The sequence below is a fragment of the Neisseria weixii genome (assembly GCF_042658245.1).
GTDB lineage: Bacteria > Pseudomonadota > Gammaproteobacteria > Burkholderiales > Neisseriaceae > Neisseria > Neisseria weixii.
This window is the reverse complement of the sequence record NZ_JBHSPY010000025.1, coordinates 14,655-30,862: the sequence shown is the minus strand read 5'-3', so window position 1 is coordinate 30,862 and position 16,208 is coordinate 14,655. Positions and strand designations below refer to the sequence as shown.

Here is a 16,208-nt window from a genome sequence, read left to right as displayed (position 1 = left end):
ACGAGAGGATTAAGCTCAAATTAAAAGGACTGAGTCCTGTACAGTACAGGATTCAGTCCTTGAAAACCGCTTGATTAAACTGTCCGGCTTTTTGGGGGGCAGTTCAATTTTTAAGCAGCTTTTTTGTTTGAATTCATTTATCAGGCCGAGACCTTTGCAAAACTTCCTGAAAAGCCACTGTACAAAGAGTCGACATCATTCCCGCGCAGGCGGGAATCTATTTTTGAGTATGGCAACCTATTGAATAAAATAAGTTTCTTAAATTTTAAGATGGATTCCCGCTTGCGCGGGAATGACGGCTGTTTGGTTTTTTATTGGTGGTGCATGAGGTTTGGCAAAGGTCTCAGGCCATCTGAAAGTTTTTCTTTCAGACGGCCTGACCTTTGCCCCCCCCCGATTTGAGTACAGTTCAAAGTTAGAGCATTACAGAAAGCACAGACATATCATTTAGATAGGCAAGCTTTCGAGCAGCGTATAGCAAAGAAATGTGTCAAAGATGGGGATTTCGCAAAGGTCTCGGCCTTATTATCATTAAAATTGGGCAAACCTTATTCCGCCCAGTTTTTTTTCTTAGACGTGTGCCCAATGCCCGGATTGAAGCTATTGGTCGGGTCGAGCTTGCGGTAAAACTGTTTCAGCGCAGGTTTGGCTTCGTATAGATGGCCGACATTATGCTCCGCCGGATATTGCGCACCGCGCTGGTCGAGCACAGCCAACATTTCATGCTCCAAAGCCATGCAGTCGTTGCCTTTTTTAACCACATAATCCTGATGGAACACGTGGCACATAAAGTGGCCGTAATAAAGCTTGTGAATGATTTTGTCGTCGACTTCTTTCGGCAAATGCTCATACCAATCGCGGTCGTCACGGCGCAGGGCAATATCCAGCGCGACCAAATCTTCCACTTCGTCATCATGCACCGCGCGATAACGGATAGCAGCGGAAGCCACGGCAAATCGGTGCAACATCGCTGCTTGCGCTTCTTCTGCATTACATTCGAAATACGTGCCGCTGTGGTTGGCAAAATAATCTTTCAAAAAGGCACGCGCTTCGTCCACGCCCCCGCCGCCCATTTTGACGATCAGATGATGCTCGTATTGGTCGCGGTAGTTGAGCAAAGATTGCGGCAGATGTTGCGGCAACCATTTACTCACCCATTGTAGTGCTTTGTCGGAGAAATGTTTTGGCAGAAAGGATAATTTTTTGCTGAAGCGGTCGGCGCGCGCTTTGTAGTCAAATAATTTCGGCAGTTGGTGCGTACCGAATTTCTTAATCACATAAAAAGTGTCTTTGCCGTAGATCTCCGCAATATTGAAGGCATCACGGTGAATATATTCGCCCGAAATCGGCAGGGATTTGAAATCGGCCAATGCCGCGCGGCGGATGTCGGTCAGCTCGTTAATGTCGTTGGTGCCGATGTAGAACACCGCGGTTTTTGTCTCTTGCGGGAAGGTATCCAAGCGCACGGCAAACACCATCAACTTACCCGCACAGCCCGATGCTTCATAATGACGCGCCGGATCAGCATTAAAACGCGCGGCGGTCGGTTCATCGACTTGGCGCACATGGTCGCAATAGGCATGGTCGTGGCCTTTGCCGGCATTTTGTGTGATGTCTTTACGCTGATAATGATGACCTTGCAAATTGGTGAGAATCTCTTCCGGCGTATCACCCAAATCAATACCCAAGTGGTTCACCAACTCCAATTGGCCGTCTGAATTAATTTGCGCAAACAAAGCCATTTCAGTATAAGCCGGACCGCGCTGTACCAGTGCACCGCCCGAATTGTTGCATACGCCCCCCAATACTGATGCGCCGATACACGATGAACCAATCACCGAATGCGGTTCACGGCCTAAAGGCTTGAGCAAGAGCTCAAGCTGATTCAGGGTCGAACCGGGCAGGCACACCACTTGCTCATTATTGTTGATGGGCTGGATGATGTTCATGCGCATGGTGTTGACAATCACAATATCGCGGTCGTAATCATTGCCGTCGGGGGTCGAACCGCCGGTCAAGCCGGTATTGGCGGCCTGCGTAATCACAATCACATCGGCTTCGACACACGCCTGTAAGATTTTCCACTGCTCCAGCAATGTTCCCGGCCGTACCACTGCCAACGCCCTCCCTTCGCCGAAACGGTAGCCTTGGCGGTAAGGCTCAGTTTTGTTCGGGTCAGTTAAAATGTATTTTTCGCCGACGACTTCCGTCAGCCTTTGGATTAATTGTGAAGCAGTCATCGCTTTCTCCTTATCAACCGTGAGATTAAAACCATTCTACATCGCGGTATGTTAACACGAATACCGTCTGTTCAAAGACATCATGCTGTCTGAACACCATCTTTCAGACGGCCTGCAAGCTTTAAAGCCTTAAATACCAGCGCCGTTAGCGCCAAAATGCCGCCGCCCCGATAAACAGCACCAGCCCGCCGCCCATCATCACCAGTTCGGACACCCTTTTACGAGTTTGATGTTGAAACGCTTCCATCTGCTGCTGCACATCCGGATTGACAAAATCCACCACCACCCCTTGGTCGTGATACAGCAATGCTTCGACAAAATAAGCATGCCGTTGCAGCCGCACTATGCGTATTTCATCCGCAGGAAAGACTTCCAGCCCTTCTTTTTGAAACTGAGCCAGCCTTACGGGAAGGCTTTTCAATTCCAAATTAAGCGGTAACCGCTCCTTATCCGGCAACACCAGCACGACACGGACGTTTTCCACCTCGCGCGCATACCGCCCGGCTTTTAACACACTGTGCTTTTACCCGGTAAATCTGCTGCTGCAATTGAACTTCGCCCAACACCACATCAAAATAGCGCAAAGTAAGCAGCACGCCCAGCAATAGAAACATCACGCCGAACAAAGCAAACCTCACCCACAGTCCGCCCCAATCTATCTCGCCGATTTTTCCCATCTTTCTCCTCCGAGCAAACAAAAGCACCGCAGACTAAAAATCTGCGGTGCTTTTTTGAATGAGGCGGCGAGCCCAACCCCCGGCACTGGCGCATCAGAGTGGGCTGCTGGCTTCCGCCCCTGACCCGGTGTTCCAAGTAACCATGCGGGGAGACCCGCCGTAAGAAAATCCATTATAACGGCTTTTTGTAAAAATACCAATACCGTGCGTCATATAACCCCGCAAATGTTTTTCATTTTAAGGCCGTCTGAACATCAATTCCCGTTCTTTTCCGACGGTTTAACCCGTCAAACCGGACAAATTGTCAACAATCAAACAGATTAAATCTTCTCTTTCCGGCACAAAACAGTCCTAAAATAATACCAATTTTTCATTGAAAAACAATAAAAAATAAATTACATTAACACATTCTTAACCGGCTGAAAACACCTTGCAAAATCGCAAAAGCAAAAAAAGTATCTGTAACGACAAGCCTTCTACGGACACCATTCATCATGACGACCACCACCGCTCCGCAGCGCCTGCGCGAAATTCCCTACAACTATACTTCCTACACTGACAAAGAAATCGTTCAGCGCCTGCTGGGCGAAGAGGCTTGGCTGATTCTGCAAGGCTTGCGCAGCCAACGCCGCACCGGCCGCTCGGCACGTATGCTGTTTGAAGTATTGGGCGATATGTGGGTAGTGGTACGCAATCCTTATTTGGTCGACGACCTGCTTGAGCATCCTAAACGCCGCGAAGCTTTGGTGCGGGAAATGCGCCACCGCTTAACCGAAATTCAAAACCGCCGCGATGACAACCAACAAGTCGAAACCTTGGTGCAATCTGCCCTGACCGCGGTACAGAATTTTGATGCCAGCTTCGGCATCACCAAGCAAAAACGCAAAAAGATTCTTGAGCGTTTGAGCCAAATTACCAAGCCGCATAATATTATGTTTGACGGTTTGGCACGGGTGACCCACGTCACCGATGCCACCGACTGGCGCGTGGAATATCCTTTTGTGGTGATTAATCCCGACAACGAAGCCGAAGTCGCGCCTTTGGTGCGCGCGCTGATTGGGCTGGATTTGGTGATTATTCCGCGCGGCGGCGGCACAGGCTACACCGGCGGCGCGATTCCGTTGGATGCCAACAGTGCGGTCATCAATACTGAAAAACTCGATCTGCACAACGGTGTGCAATTCGTCACCCTGCCGGGCCTTGACGGCACGCACCCGATTATCCATTGCGGCGCCGGCGTGGTAACCCGCCGCGTGGAAGAAACCGCGCACAAAGCCGGTTTGGTGTTTGCCGTTGACCCGACGTCTGCCGATGCCTCTACCGTTGGCGGCAATGCTGCCATGAATGCAGGCGGTAAAAAAGCCGTATTGTGGGGCACCGCGCTCGACAATCTGGCCTACTGGCAAATGGTCAATCCGAAAGGCGAGTGGCAGCGCATCGAACGTGTGCGCCACAATTTCGGCAAAATCCACGATGAAGAAACTGCCATTTTCGATGTACACACGCTCGACACCAGCGGTAACAACATTGTCAAAACCGAACGCTTGGAAATCCCCGGTCACAAATTCCGCAAAGTCGGCTTGGGCAAAGACGTGACCGACAAATTCTTGAGCGGCCTGCCGGGCATCCAAAAAGAAGGCACCGACGGCATCATCACCAGCGTGGCCTTTGTATTACATAAAATGCCGAAACACACCCGCACCGTCTGCATGGAATTTTTCGGCACCGTTGCCAACGCCACTCCTTCCATCGTTGAAATCCGCGATTACCTGCTCGGCCATGAAAAAGTGCAATTGGCCGGCTTGGAGCATCTCGACTGGCGCTATGTGCGTGCAGTCGGTTATGCCACCAAAGCCGCCGGCAAAGGCCGCCCGAAAATGGTGTTGCTCGCCGATGTGGTTTCCGATGATGAACAAGCCGTGCAGGAAGTGGCCGAACACATGGTCGAAATGACGCGCAAACGCGAAGGCGAAGGCTTTATCGCCATCACCCCTGAAGCGCGCAAAACCTTCTGGCTCGACCGCAGCCGCACCGCCGCCATCGCCAAACACACCAACGCCTTCAAAATCAACGAAGACGTGGTGATTCCGCTGGAGCGATTGGGCGAATATTCAGACGGTATCGAGCGCATCAACATCGAATTGTCGATTAAAAACAAGCTGACCCTGTGCGCCGCCCTGCTCGATTACCTGCAAGGCCGCCTGCCGGTCGATGCCATGGGCACCGACTTGCCAAGTAAAGAATTATTAGGCGACCGCGCCACCCACGCACTGAATCATGTTTCCGCAGTAAAAGAACGCTGGGAATGGCTGCTGGCCAATCTCGATGCGCCTTTAGGCGAATATAAAGCGCGTTACGGCAAAGCGGTTTTTTCCGAACCGGAAGCCCGCGATGATGAAAGCTCCTTTATCGCCTTCCGCGATTTCCGTTTGCGCGTGTCGATTAAATCCGACGTGATGAAACCTTTGAGCGAAATTTTCAGCGGCAAAACCGACGTGAGAATTCTCGAAGACTTAGCCAAAATCCACGGTAGAATCGTACGCGGCCGCGTGTTTGTCGCACTGCACATGCACGCGGGCGACGGCAACGTGCACACCAATATTCCGGTCAATTCCGACGATGCCGAAATGCTTCAGACGGCCTATCATTCCGTCGACCGCATCATGAAAATCGCCCGCAGCTTAAACGGCGTAATTTCCGGCGAACACGGTATCGGCATCACCAAAATGGAATTTTTGAGCGATGAAGACATGCAGCCGTTTTGGGATTACAAAGCCAAAGTCGACCCCGAAGGCCGCTTCAACCGCCACAAATTGATGAAAGGAGCCGACCTGCGCAACGCCTACACGCCGTCGTTTGAATTACTCGGCGCCGAATCGCTGATTATGGAAAAATCGTCTTTGGGCACGATTGCCGAATCGGTGAAAGATTGCTTGCGCTGCGGCAAATGCAAACCGGTCTGCTCGACCCATGTGCCGCGTGCCAACCTGCTTTACAGCCCTCGCAACAAAATTCTCGGTGTGGGTCTGCTCACCGAAGCCTTCCTTTACGAAGAGCAAACCCGCCGCGGCGTGTCTTTGAAGCACTTTGACGAGCTGACCAACATCGGCGATCACTGCACCGTGTGCCACCGCTGCGTAAAACCGTGTCCGGTCAATATCGACTTCGGCGACGTGACCGTTGCCATTCGCAATTATCTGAACGAAACCGGCCACAGCACCACCGTGCCGGCTGCAGCCATGGGCATGGCGTTTCTGAACGCGACCAACCCGAAAGCCATTAAAGCGTTGCGTGGCGCGATGATTCAAACTGGCTTTCCGGCGCAGAACTTTGCCTATAAATTGGGCAAAATGTTCCCGATTGTGAAAAAAGAAAAAGCCGCACCGGCCGCTACCGTCAACAAGCCGACGATTAAAGAGCAGGTGATTCACTTCATCAACCGCCCGCTACCTAAAGGCGTACCGGCCAAAACACCGCGCTCGTTATTGGGCATTGAAGACGACAAAAGCATCCCGATTATCCGCAACCCGCAAACCGCCGAAGACAGCGAAGCCGTATTCTACTTCCCGGGCTGCGGCTCCGAACGGTTGTTCAGCCAAATCGGTTTGGCTACCCAAGCGATGCTGTGGCATGTCGGCGTGCAAACCGTGTTGCCGCCGGGCTATATGTGTTGCGGTTATCCGCAAGATGCCGGCGGCGACAAAGCCCGCGCCGAGCAGATGAGCACGGATAACCGCGTCTCATTCCACCGCATGGCCAATACGCTGAATTATCTTGACATCAAAACCGTGGTCGTCAGCTGCGGCACTTGTTACGACCAGTTGGAAAAATACCGCTTTGAGGAAATTTTTCCCGGCTGCCGCATCATCGACATTCACGAATTCTTATTGGAAAAAGGCGTGAAACTCGACGGTGTGGAAGGCCAGCAATATCTCTATCACGATCCGTGCCACAGCCCGATTAAAACCATGAACGCCACCCAAATGGCCAGCGAATTGATGGGGCAAAAAGTGGTGTTGAGCGACCGCTGTTGCGGCGAATCCGGTATGTTTGCCGTGAAACGCCCCGACATCGCTTCGCAGGTGAAATTCCGCAAACAGGAAGAAATCGAGAAAAACCTTAAAGAATTGCCGCAAGGCCAGCCGGTGAAAATGCTCACTTCCTGCCCGGCCTGTCTGCAAGGTTTAAGCCGCTACCGCGACGACAACGACATACCCGCCGATTATATCGTCATCGAAATGGCCAAGCATATTCTGGGCGACAACTGGCTGAATGAGTTTGTCGACAAAGCCAACAACGGCGGCGTGGAAAAAGTGCTGCTGTAATCTGAAAAAATTATTTCACTTACCCCTTCAAACCAAGACAATTTCAAGCCAACCTCTGTCAACGATTGCAACATTATCAGCAGATGTTGGCTTGAATTACTTTCATATTTCTAATCCCGATCCCTATCTTTGCCAACACTCAAAAAATTTCTGCTTTCAATCAAATCTTTCTATATCCCTGCATTTTTCTACCTGCTTAAGACCGTCTTGATTTTTTCAGACGGCATTTTTTGCAACATTCAGCCGCATGTCTGATCAATCTTGCAAGATGAATAATATTTTTTAAATTGAAAATTGTTGACAACCTATAATTTATCACTATATTTTTTTTATATATTTAATTTTTTAAATATTGATAAAATAGTTTTCATATAATATATATTGTCAACAATTTTCCAATCGAAAAGATTATTCTTATGCATCTTACTAGTCGAGAACAAGAAAAACTCATGCTTTTTCTGGCTGGCGAACTCGCCGCTAAGCGCCTTGCCCGCGGCCTGAAGCTCAACCATCCGGAAGCCATTACTTATATCTCGAGCCATCTCCAAGAAGCCGCGCGCGACGGCATGAGCGTGGCCGAATTAATGGAATACGGCACGACCTTGCTGACCAACGGCGACGTTGTGGAAGGTATTGCCGATATGATAGACGAAATGCAGATTGAGGCCACCTTTCCCGATGGTACAAAACTCGTTACCGTACACCGTCCGATACGCTGAAAATTTTAAAAATACAGCAATCTTTACTGCCCAATGCTTACAGTCCATACCGTTTGGAATGTAGCAACGACATCCCAGAAAAAGGATAATCCTATGATTCCCGGAGAATACCTAGCCGCTGAAGGCCATATTGTTGCCAACCGTAACAGGCCTACACGCATAATTAAAGTAGTCAACCTCGGCGATCGCCCGATTCAGGTCGGCTCGCACTATCATTTTGCCGAAACCAATCCCGCACTTTCATTTGATCGCACCGCAGCCGAAGGCTTCCGTCTGAACATCCCTAGTGGCAACGCCGTACGCTTCGAACCGGGAGAAGAGAAAACCGTAACGCTTGTTGCATTCGGAGGTAAACGGCTTTTACATGGTTTTCGTAACCAAACTTCTGGAAAACGCCTTCCCCCACTCCTATGTACCACAGAAACTACCACGCTCGACATCCCACGTGCCCAATATCTCGCCACCTACGGTCCTACTGTCGGCGATAAAATCCGCTTGGGTGACACCTGCCTTTTCGCTACAGTCGAACGCGATTTGCTCACCCACGGTGACGAATGTAAATTCGGTGGCGGCAAATCGGTACGCGACGGCATGGCACAGTCGGCTACCGAAGGCCGTACCAATCCGAACGTACTGGATTTTGTCATTACCAACGTCGTTATCATCGACCACAGCGGCATTGTCAAAGCCGACATCGGTATTCGCGACGGCCGCATCGTCGGCATTGGGTAGGCGGGTAATCCTGACACCATGGACGGTGTGACCCCCAACATGATCATCGGTGCCTCCACCGAAGTACACAACGGTGCGCATCTGATCGCAACTGCCGGCGGCATCGATACCCATATTCACAATATTTGCCCGCAGCAGATCGCCCATGCCATCGAAAGTGGCATCACTACCATGATCGGCGGCGGAACCGGCCCGGCTAACGGCACCAATGCCACCACTGTTACCCCCGGTGCATGGAACCTGCAACGTATGCTGCAAGCCGTCGACGCCTATCCGGTAAACATGGGCTTTTTCGGCAAAGGCAATTGTGCTTCTACAGAGCCTTTGCGCGAGCAAATCCGCGCTGGTGCGCTTGGACTGAAAATCCATGAAGACTGGGGCGAAACTCCTGCAGTCATCGATGCCAGCCTGAAAGTGGCTGACGAAATGGATGTGCAAGTGGCCATACACACCGATACACTCAACGAAAGTGGCTTTCTCGAAGAAACCATGGCAGCGATAGATGGCCGTGTCATCCACACCTTCCATACTGAAGGCGCTGGTGGCGGTCACGCACCCGATATCATTAAAGCGGCCATGTATCCTAATGTACTGCCGGCCTCCACCAACCCAACCCGTCCCTTTACCGTCAATACTATTGATGAACACCTCGATATGCTGATGGTTTGCCACCACCTCGACAAACGTGTACCCGAAGACATCGCATTTGCCGATTCACGCATTCGTCCCGAAACCATCGCTGCCGAAGACATTTTGCACGACATGGGCGTGTTTTCGATCATGAATTCCGATTCCCAAGCCATGGGACGCGTAGGGGAAGTCATCATCCGTACCTGGCAAACTGCCGATAAAATGAAACAGCAGCGCGGCAGCTTGCCAGAGGATCAAGCCGATAGCGACAATTTCCGCATCAAACGCTACATAGCAAAATATACAGTTAATCCTGCCATTGCTCACGGCATTAGCGATTACGTCGGATCAATCGAAGTTGGCAAAATGGCTGACATTGTCTTGTGGAAACCCGCCTTTTTCGGCGTCAAGCCTGAAATCATCATCAAAAACGGTTTCATCAGCTACGCCCGAAAGGAGGATCCCAACGCCAGCATCCCCACTCCCCAACCCGTTCTCTACCGTCCCATGTTCGGTGCGCACGGTAAAGCAGTGGCCGAAACCGCTGTATTGTTTGTTTCGCAAGCCGCTGTAGATGCTGGAATCCGCGACCGTTACGGCCTGAGCAAGCTCACTTTACCTGTATACGGTTGCCGAAACATCGGTAAAAAAGACCTTATCCATAACCATGCAACACCAGAAATCACTGTTGATCCGGAACGTTACGAAGTGCGCGTTAATGGAGAACACATTACCTGCGAACCTGCCGTTAAATTGCCTTTAGCGCAAAGATACTTTCTATTTTAAAGAAAACGGCAGACAGGTACTTTACTTACGCAAAGCCCTGTCTGCCGCGCTACCCAGCATAAAAACTACGTTCGAATTTATTCTAAGTGATTCACCATGAACCTGATTATCCAAAATACGCTGCCGCTTGATACGCCGCCTCATCCACAAGCCGAACAAGATTACGTTGAGCTCGAATGGTATGAAGCCGGCCGGCACATTTTACGCAAAACAACAACCAACGGCAGAGACATCTCTTTCCGTATGCTGCAGGAAGGCCAAAGACTGAAGCACGGCGATATCGTATATTCCGATACCCGGGTATTCATCCGAATCACCATCAAACCCTGCGCAGCCATCGTCATCGCGCCTAAAAATCTGCCGGATATGGCACGCGCATGCTACGAGATCGGCAACAAACATTCACCGCTTTTTCTCGAAGGCGACGAGCTAACTATGCCTTACGACAAACCGATGTTTCTCTGGCTTGAAGCAGCCGGTTTTCAGCCACAACAGGCTGAACGGCGCCTAAGCCTTGCTTTGCGCGCCAATTCGGCACCGGGTTTCGGCGGTCATCACTCACACAGTCACGGACACGGCCATTAAACTCACCGCCCTATTGCATCTTGCCGACCCTACCTTGCCTATCGGTGGTTTCAATCATTCCGCCGGCCTGGAAACCTTCGTACAAGAAGGTGCGGTGGACAGCATCAGCCGTCTGAAAGAATATGTAGAAACCCAACTTTTGCAAAATTGGATTCATAACGACGGCGCTTATGTTTCGCTGGCCTATTCAACCACGCTCGCCGGTGATGCCGAGACACTGGAAACACTCGACCATGATATTGAGTGCCGCGAAAACGCCGCGCGAAATCCGCGAAGCTTCGGTTAAGCTCGGCGTGAGGCTGCTGAAAATCTTTGCCCGATATGAAAGCCATCCGATGGTTAACGCATTTCAGACGGCCTTGACACAAAAACGGGTACAAGGGTTTTATCCGTTGGCTTTTGGCTTGATTGCTGCAGCGACAGTGCAAACTAAAGAAGATACACTGACCGCGTTTTACTATAACGCCGCCGTAGGTGCCGTAACCAACGGCGTGAAATTGATTCCGCTCAGTCAAAACGACGGACAAGATATTCTCTTTGCTTTACGTAAGACCATAGGACAGGCGGTCTCTCTCAGTATGACACCCGATTTGAATTGGCTTGGCGTTGCCAGCCCAGCCGCAGACATTCGTGCAATGCAGCACGAACGGCTATATACACGGCTGTATATGAGCTAGGCCGTCTGAAACCGTTTTTCTTACTTAACTGATCAAAAACCCTATTTCCCTGTTTATATGTTTTGTTTAAAAGGACATTCAATATGAAATACACCATGAAAACCATTTTGGCCGTAACACTGGCAGTAAGCATCTCCGCCGCTTTCGCCCATCCGGGGCACGGAGCAGAAGGCGGTTTCGCCGCAGGCTTCCTACATCCTATCGGCGGACTGGATCACATTCCTGCTATTTTGGCTGTCGGCTTGTGGGCAGCAACATTTGAAGGCAAAGCCCGATGGGTACTACCGGCCGCTTTTATCAGCATGATGGCCATAGGCTTTTTCTTCGGCCTCAACACGGGCACCATAGCCATGACCGAACAAGGCATTGCCGCGTCTGTTTTGGTCATCGGTTTGGCCGCATCTTGGCTACAACGCTTGCCCATAACCGCTGCGGCGGCAATGGCGGGGGCCTTCGCACTCTTTCACGGCCTGGCACACGGAGCTGAAACAAGCGGCGGAGCCATCGGATTTGCAACAAGCTTCGTCATCAGTACCGCGATACTGCATGCCGCCGGATTCTTAGCCGGTGCTGTTTTACGTCAAAACGTATGGATGACACGCAGTCTCGGTACAGCCATCGGTTCATTCGGCCTCTACCTTTTGTTGGCTTAAACCTACCGATTGCACTGAAATAATACGCAAATATTCTACGGTCGATCGCATCATCGGCCGTTTGAAATCTCTCCCTATACATACGACAGAAGCGACAACGCAGGCCAATAACCAGCCCTTTAATTAAAAACGCTTCATTTTCATATATTTTTTAAGGAACATTATGCGCAACTACATCAAAATCGGCGTTGCCGGCCCGGTAGGTGCAGGCAAAACCGCCCTCATCGAGAGGCTGACCCGAAAAATTGCCGGCAAATACAGCGTTGCCGTAATCACCAACGATATCTACACCCGGGAAGATGCTGAATTTCTCACCCGCAACAGTCTACTACCGCCTGAACGCATTATGGGCGTGGAAACCGGTGGCTGTCCGCACACAACCATCTGCGAAGATGCCTCTATGAATCTCGAAGCGGTAGAAGAAATGGCGCAACGCTTCCCCGATGTTGAAATTATTTTCATCGAATCAGGCGGTGATAATCTTTCTGCCACCTTCAGCCCTGATTTGGCCGATGTCACCATTTTTGTAATCGATGTCGCACAGGGCAAAAAAATTCCGCGCAAAGGCGGGCCGGGCATCACCCGTTCCGATCTTCTGGTGATTAACAAAACCGACTTGGCTCCGCATGTTGGTGCCAGCCTTGAAGTAATGGAACACGATGCCCGCAGAATGCGTGGTGGGCAACCTTTTGTTTTCACCAACCTGATGAAAGACGAAAATCTCGACTCGGTGATCGGCTGGATACAAAAATACGCGTTATTGGAAAACCGCGACGAACCGGCCGGATTGGTTCGCTAAGCCTTAGAGCCGGCTTCTTTCTTTTCTTGTTACAAAATAGGTGTTTGACAGGAAATAAAAATAGCCGGCTTAATCAGTCGCCATGAGGTTTTTATCTTTCAACAATTCCGTTGGCCCGTTTCGGATTTAACCAGTAAAACAAACAGCCTGCAAACATCCGCTTTCCGACCTACTTTTATTCATCAAACAAAATATGTATAGCAAGCTTTCCCTCTCCACCCAAGCGAAAAGCGGACGCACAATACTCCAAAATAATTTTGCGTCTCCGCCATTAAAGCTGATGAGTCTTCCCTATGAGCCCGACGGCATACTTCGCGTCGTACAAATATCCTCATCCCCGGGCTTGCTCGGCGGCGATAGCATTGATATTGAAATCAAACTCTCACCGCATACGGCGCTCTCGCTTCATACCCAATCCTTCACACATATTGGAAATGGACGAAGGTAAACAAGCACGGCAACATACGCACATTTCCCAACAAGCCGGATCCAGTCTCTGCTATCTCCCTCATCCTTTGGTATTACACAAAGGAAGCACATTAGTACAAACCACCGAAATCGAATTAGATGATGATTGCGATTTGATCTATGGTGAAATTCTTGCCTCTGGCAGAATCCGCAATGGTGAGTCATTCAAATTTAACCGCTTTTCCTCACATCTGGTTATCCGACACGGCAAAAGAAAGCTGGTTACCTATAATATCCAATGGCAGCCCGCCAGCCAACATCCCTCTGCTTTAGGACAGATGGAAGGTTACACACACCAGCTCAATCTTTTCTATGTGAATACAGCTCATTCCTCACTTGATATGCGAAGCAAAGTCGGCCGGCTTTATAACAGAATAAGCAGCAACCATCCCTCGGAAAGCATTTTATGGGGAGTGAGCCAAGCTGATGATTCCGTACTTTGCCTGCGTGTGCTGGCTGACAATGCATATAGTCTGCAAGAGATTTTAAAAACGGCGGCCACCTTACTTCATCCTACACAATCCTCCCCTTTAAGTGCGGCTTTCTTTAAATGAGCCTTCCCAAACCACCGAATCCAACCCTATAAAGTAGATTAAAATGGAAACCATCCGAACAATACTGACCGGCATCAGTCAAATCTTTCTGCAACGAAATACGCTCTCAGGCGCATTAATTGCCATTGGCATGTATTTTAGCCATCCAGCCCTATGCGCCGCCTGTCTGCTCGGCTCCCTTACCGGCACTCTGACCGCCCGCCTGATGCGCTTTCCCGAAAATGAAATTAGCCAAGGACTCTACGGTTTTAATGCCAGCCTTGCCATGATGTGCATCCTCTTCACGTTCGGACTCAATCACACCGCCAATCCGGCAGTATGGTTGCTGGGAATCTTCACAGCAGCGTTGACCGTACCCATTGTGAGCCTGTTTCTGCGCCACAACAAACCCGCCCTGACTTTTCCCTTCGTTGCCATCTGCTGGATTATGTATGGATTGACAACTTATTACGGTTTATTCGGTTTGACAAACACCCCCCTACCCGAACTGACTACCACTTCATCAGCCTTATCTATGCCGTTTTATGCCTGGGCAGAAGTCAATTTTGGCAGCAGTCCTCTCACCGGATTGTTCCTGCTGGCAGCCGTTGCAGTCAACAGCCCCGGCTCCGCCATGTGGGCAACTGCCTCCGCCGTATTCGCTGCAAGCATCGCACACATCCTATTCGGTATCGAGCCCAACCTATTGGCAAATGGCCTCTATAGTTATTCTGCGATTCTTATCGCTTGTATGTTCTACGGTAAGCGTACAACAGATTTCTATTACGCTCTCACTGCAGTATTCCTGGCCGTACCGATCCAATATGTGACTGCCGCGACAGGTCTGCCTCCTTATACTTTTGGCTTTATCGCTGCCGTTTGGATCATGCTCTTCATAAAAAAAGCAATCAAACAATATACAACCGCCTACCAAACGACATAAAACGAAAAGGCCTAAAAAACTGTAAGAAAAGCTAGCGTTATTGGCGAGAATCAACTTTGGGCAACAACTGGCGCGGCCGCTGGGCGCATCGGGCGTGCCGCAATTGGCGGCGGAACGCGACGGGCGGTTTGAATTGCTGCCCGGCCACTTATTGTTTGAACAAGCAGGGCTGTTGCCGGATTATTTGAAGTAGCGTATCCAATCAAACAGGCCGTCTGAAAAGTTTGAACTACATCTTTTAAAGTTGGAGGGGCGCCCAACTTCTTGGGGCAGTTCAATTTTTCAGACGGCCTTTTTCTTTCTGCATTAAAATAACACCTACCCAATCACAAACCCAACCGCAATATGTCTAAAAAAATCCTCATCATTTCCCCAAGCTGGATTGGCGACTGCGTCATGACCCAGCCGCTTTACCGCCGTCTGCACGAACTGCATCCGGGCTGCACCATCGACGTGTTCGCTCCGAAGTGGTCGTTGGCGGTCTTCGAGCGCATGCCGGAAGTGAACGAGATTCTGGAAAATCCGTTCGGCCACGGCGCATTGGATTTGAAAAAACGCTGGCAAGTCGGGCGCGCACTGGGCAAACGCGGTTACGACCAAGTCATCGTGCTGCCCGGCTCGCTTAAATCCGCCATCATCGCCTTGGCCACCGGTATCAAACAGCGCACCGGCTACGTGGGCGAATCGCGCTATATTTTGCTCAACGACATCCGCAAGCTCGACAAAACCGCCCTGCCGCTGATGGTTGACCGCTATACTGCGCTTGCCCATCCGAGCCAAGCTGATTTCAACGGCCATTCCGGCCAGCCTCTGTTCCAAATTGATGCCGCCAGCCAGCAAGCCGCTTTAGTCAAACATGGCCTAAATACCGACAAACCGATCATCGCCTTCTGCCCCGGCGCAGAATTCGGCCCCGCCAAACGCTGGCCGGCGCGCCACTTTGCCGGTTTGGCACAAAACTATCTGGCCAAAGGCTGGCAGGTTTGGCTGTTCGGTTCGCAAAAAGATTTTGACATTGCCGAAGAAATCAACCAGCTTTCAGACGGCCTCTGCACTAATCTATGCGGCAAAACCTCGCTTTCCGAAGCCATCGATTTACTGGCCTGCGCCGAAAACGTAGTCTGCAACGACAGCGGTCTCATGCACCTTGCTGCCGCGCTCGACCGCAAACTTGCCGCTTTGTACGGCTCGTCCAGCCCCGACCACACACCGCCTTTGAGTAATCAAGCCGAAATCGTCAGCCTCAATCTCGACTGCTCGCCTTGTTTCAAACGCGAATGCCCGCTGGGACACACCGATTGTCTGAATAAAATTGAGCCGCAAATGGTCGAACAGGCTTTATTTAAAATTCATGTAGAACAGGCATAATTGCCATAATAAAAGCCATGCCGTCTGAAAAATTTCAGACGGCATGGCTTTATTTCACAATATATCACCAATT

Annotated in this window: 15 protein-coding genes, 1 other RNA gene and 1 pseudogene; 13 read left to right on the top strand and 4 right to left on the bottom strand. The window is 50.5% G+C overall.

Annotated features, from left to right (window positions below; all coding sequences use genetic code 11):
* Positions 1–548: 548 nt before the first annotated feature.
* The 4 genes from dld to ffs form a co-directional block, all read right to left on the bottom strand.
* Positions 549–2,240 carry a D-lactate dehydrogenase gene (gene dld, locus ACFPVS_RS10570; protein WP_378595748.1) on the bottom strand — a complete coding sequence of 564 codons (1,692 nt, stop codon included), beginning with the start codon at positions 2,238–2,240 and terminating at the stop codon, positions 549–551.
* Positions 2,241–2,385: 145 nt separating this feature from the next.
* Positions 2,386–2,724, bottom strand: a complete 339-nt coding sequence (locus tag ACFPVS_RS10565) for a hypothetical protein (RefSeq protein ID WP_378595747.1) — start codon at positions 2,722–2,724, stop codon at positions 2,386–2,388.
* A complete protein-coding gene (locus tag ACFPVS_RS10560; RefSeq protein WP_096295522.1) occupies positions 2,687–2,917 on the bottom strand; it encodes a hypothetical protein in 231 nt (76 codons plus the stop codon). Before ACFPVS_RS10560 ends, ACFPVS_RS10565 begins: the two co-directional genes overlap by 38 nt.
* Before the next feature lie 62 nt (positions 2,918–2,979).
* An RNA gene (gene ffs, locus ACFPVS_RS10555) (signal recognition particle sRNA small type) lies at positions 2,980–3,076 on the bottom strand.
* A gap of 335 nt (positions 3,077–3,411) precedes the next feature.
* Here ffs and ACFPVS_RS10550 point away from each other — a divergent pair.
* The 13 genes and pseudogenes from ACFPVS_RS10550 (at position 3,412) to waaF (ending at position 16,135) form a co-directional block, all read left to right on the top strand.
* Positions 3,412–7,242: a DUF3683 domain-containing protein gene (locus tag ACFPVS_RS10550; protein WP_096295523.1), complete on the top strand. Its 3,831-nt coding sequence runs from the start codon at positions 3,412–3,414 to the stop codon at positions 7,240–7,242.
* 416 nt (positions 7,243–7,658) lie between these two features.
* Positions 7,659–7,961, top strand: a complete 303-nt coding sequence (gene ureA, locus ACFPVS_RS10545; RefSeq protein ID WP_096295524.1) for an urease subunit gamma — start codon at positions 7,659–7,661, stop codon at positions 7,959–7,961.
* 93 nt (positions 7,962–8,054) lie between these two features.
* Positions 8,055–8,693 (top strand): urease subunit beta, encoded by a 639-nt coding sequence (locus ACFPVS_RS13760; protein ID WP_465263263.1) that lies wholly within the window; start codon positions 8,055–8,057, stop codon positions 8,691–8,693.
* A gap of 12 nt (positions 8,694–8,705) precedes the next feature.
* A pseudogene (ureC, locus tag ACFPVS_RS10530) lies at positions 8,706–10,109 on the top strand (urease subunit alpha); the annotation flags it as partial.
* Positions 10,110–10,205: 96 nt separating this feature from the next.
* Complete coding sequence (ureE, locus tag ACFPVS_RS10525; protein WP_096295525.1) at positions 10,206–10,694, top strand: urease accessory protein UreE; 489 nt, start codon at positions 10,206–10,208, stop codon at positions 10,692–10,694.
* 34 nt (positions 10,695–10,728) lie between these two features.
* Positions 10,729–10,980: an urease accessory UreF family protein gene (locus ACFPVS_RS10520; protein WP_198345265.1), complete on the top strand. Its 252-nt coding sequence runs from the start codon at positions 10,729–10,731 to the stop codon at positions 10,978–10,980.
* On the top strand, positions 10,928–11,371 hold the full coding sequence (locus tag ACFPVS_RS10515) for an urease accessory protein UreF (protein WP_378595746.1): 444 nt from the start codon (positions 10,928–10,930) through the stop codon (positions 11,369–11,371). The genes ACFPVS_RS10520 and ACFPVS_RS10515 overlap by 53 nt, the downstream gene beginning before the upstream one ends.
* Before the next feature lie 83 nt (positions 11,372–11,454).
* Positions 11,455–12,024 carry a HupE/UreJ family protein gene (locus ACFPVS_RS10510; RefSeq protein ID WP_096295526.1) on the top strand — a complete coding sequence of 190 codons (570 nt, stop codon included), beginning with the start codon at positions 11,455–11,457 and terminating at the stop codon, positions 12,022–12,024.
* Between the two features lie 163 nt (positions 12,025–12,187).
* Positions 12,188–12,823 carry an urease accessory protein UreG gene (ureG, locus tag ACFPVS_RS10505; RefSeq protein WP_096295527.1) on the top strand — a complete coding sequence of 212 codons (636 nt, stop codon included), beginning with the start codon at positions 12,188–12,190 and terminating at the stop codon, positions 12,821–12,823.
* Positions 12,824–13,257: 434 nt separating this feature from the next.
* Positions 13,258–13,845 (top strand): urease accessory protein UreD, encoded by a 588-nt coding sequence (locus ACFPVS_RS10500; protein WP_123804380.1) that lies wholly within the window; start codon positions 13,258–13,260, stop codon positions 13,843–13,845.
* Positions 13,846–13,888: 43 nt separating this feature from the next.
* Positions 13,889–14,767, top strand: coding sequence for an urea transporter (locus ACFPVS_RS10495; RefSeq protein WP_096295530.1), 879 nt, complete (start codon positions 13,889–13,891; stop codon positions 14,765–14,767).
* A 40-nt stretch (positions 14,768–14,807) separates the two neighbouring features.
* Positions 14,808–14,960: a hypothetical protein gene (locus tag ACFPVS_RS10490; protein WP_157742757.1), complete on the top strand. Its 153-nt coding sequence runs from the start codon at positions 14,808–14,810 to the stop codon at positions 14,958–14,960.
* Positions 14,961–15,112: 152 nt separating this feature from the next.
* Positions 15,113–16,135 carry a lipopolysaccharide heptosyltransferase II gene (gene waaF / locus ACFPVS_RS10485; protein WP_096295531.1) on the top strand — a complete coding sequence of 341 codons (1,023 nt, stop codon included), beginning with the start codon at positions 15,113–15,115 and terminating at the stop codon, positions 16,133–16,135.
* The last annotated feature ends 73 nt before the right edge of the window (positions 16,136–16,208 follow it).

Bases quoted from the DNA above. Each gene is read 5' to 3' on its own strand.
- ACFPVS_RS13760 (WP_465263263.1), top strand. From the start codon at position 8,055: ATGATTCCCGGAGAATACCTAGCCGCTGAAGGCCATATTGTTGCCAAC.
- ACFPVS_RS10500 (WP_123804380.1), top strand. From the start codon at position 13,258: ATGGACGAAGGTAAACAAGCACGGCAACATACGCACATTTCCCAACAA.
- ureE (WP_096295525.1), top strand. From the start codon at position 10,206: ATGAACCTGATTATCCAAAATACGCTGCCGCTTGATACGCCGCCTCAT.
- waaF (WP_096295531.1), top strand. From the start codon at position 15,113: ATGTCTAAAAAAATCCTCATCATTTCCCCAAGCTGGATTGGCGACTGC.
- ACFPVS_RS10510 (WP_096295526.1), top strand. From the start codon at position 11,455: ATGAAATACACCATGAAAACCATTTTGGCCGTAACACTGGCAGTAAGC.
- ACFPVS_RS10515 (WP_378595746.1), top strand. From the start codon at position 10,928: ATGATATTGAGTGCCGCGAAAACGCCGCGCGAAATCCGCGAAGCTTCG.
- ACFPVS_RS10560 (WP_096295522.1), bottom strand. From the start codon at position 2,917: ATGGGAAAAATCGGCGAGATAGATTGGGGCGGACTGTGGGTGAGGTTT.
- dld (WP_378595748.1), bottom strand. From the start codon at position 2,240: ATGACTGCTTCACAATTAATCCAAAGGCTGACGGAAGTCGTCGGCGAA.
- ureG (WP_096295527.1), top strand. From the start codon at position 12,188: ATGCGCAACTACATCAAAATCGGCGTTGCCGGCCCGGTAGGTGCAGGC.
- ACFPVS_RS10550 (WP_096295523.1), top strand. From the start codon at position 3,412: ATGACGACCACCACCGCTCCGCAGCGCCTGCGCGAAATTCCCTACAAC.
- ureA (WP_096295524.1), top strand. From the start codon at position 7,659: ATGCATCTTACTAGTCGAGAACAAGAAAAACTCATGCTTTTTCTGGCT.
- ACFPVS_RS10495 (WP_096295530.1), top strand. From the start codon at position 13,889: ATGGAAACCATCCGAACAATACTGACCGGCATCAGTCAAATCTTTCTG.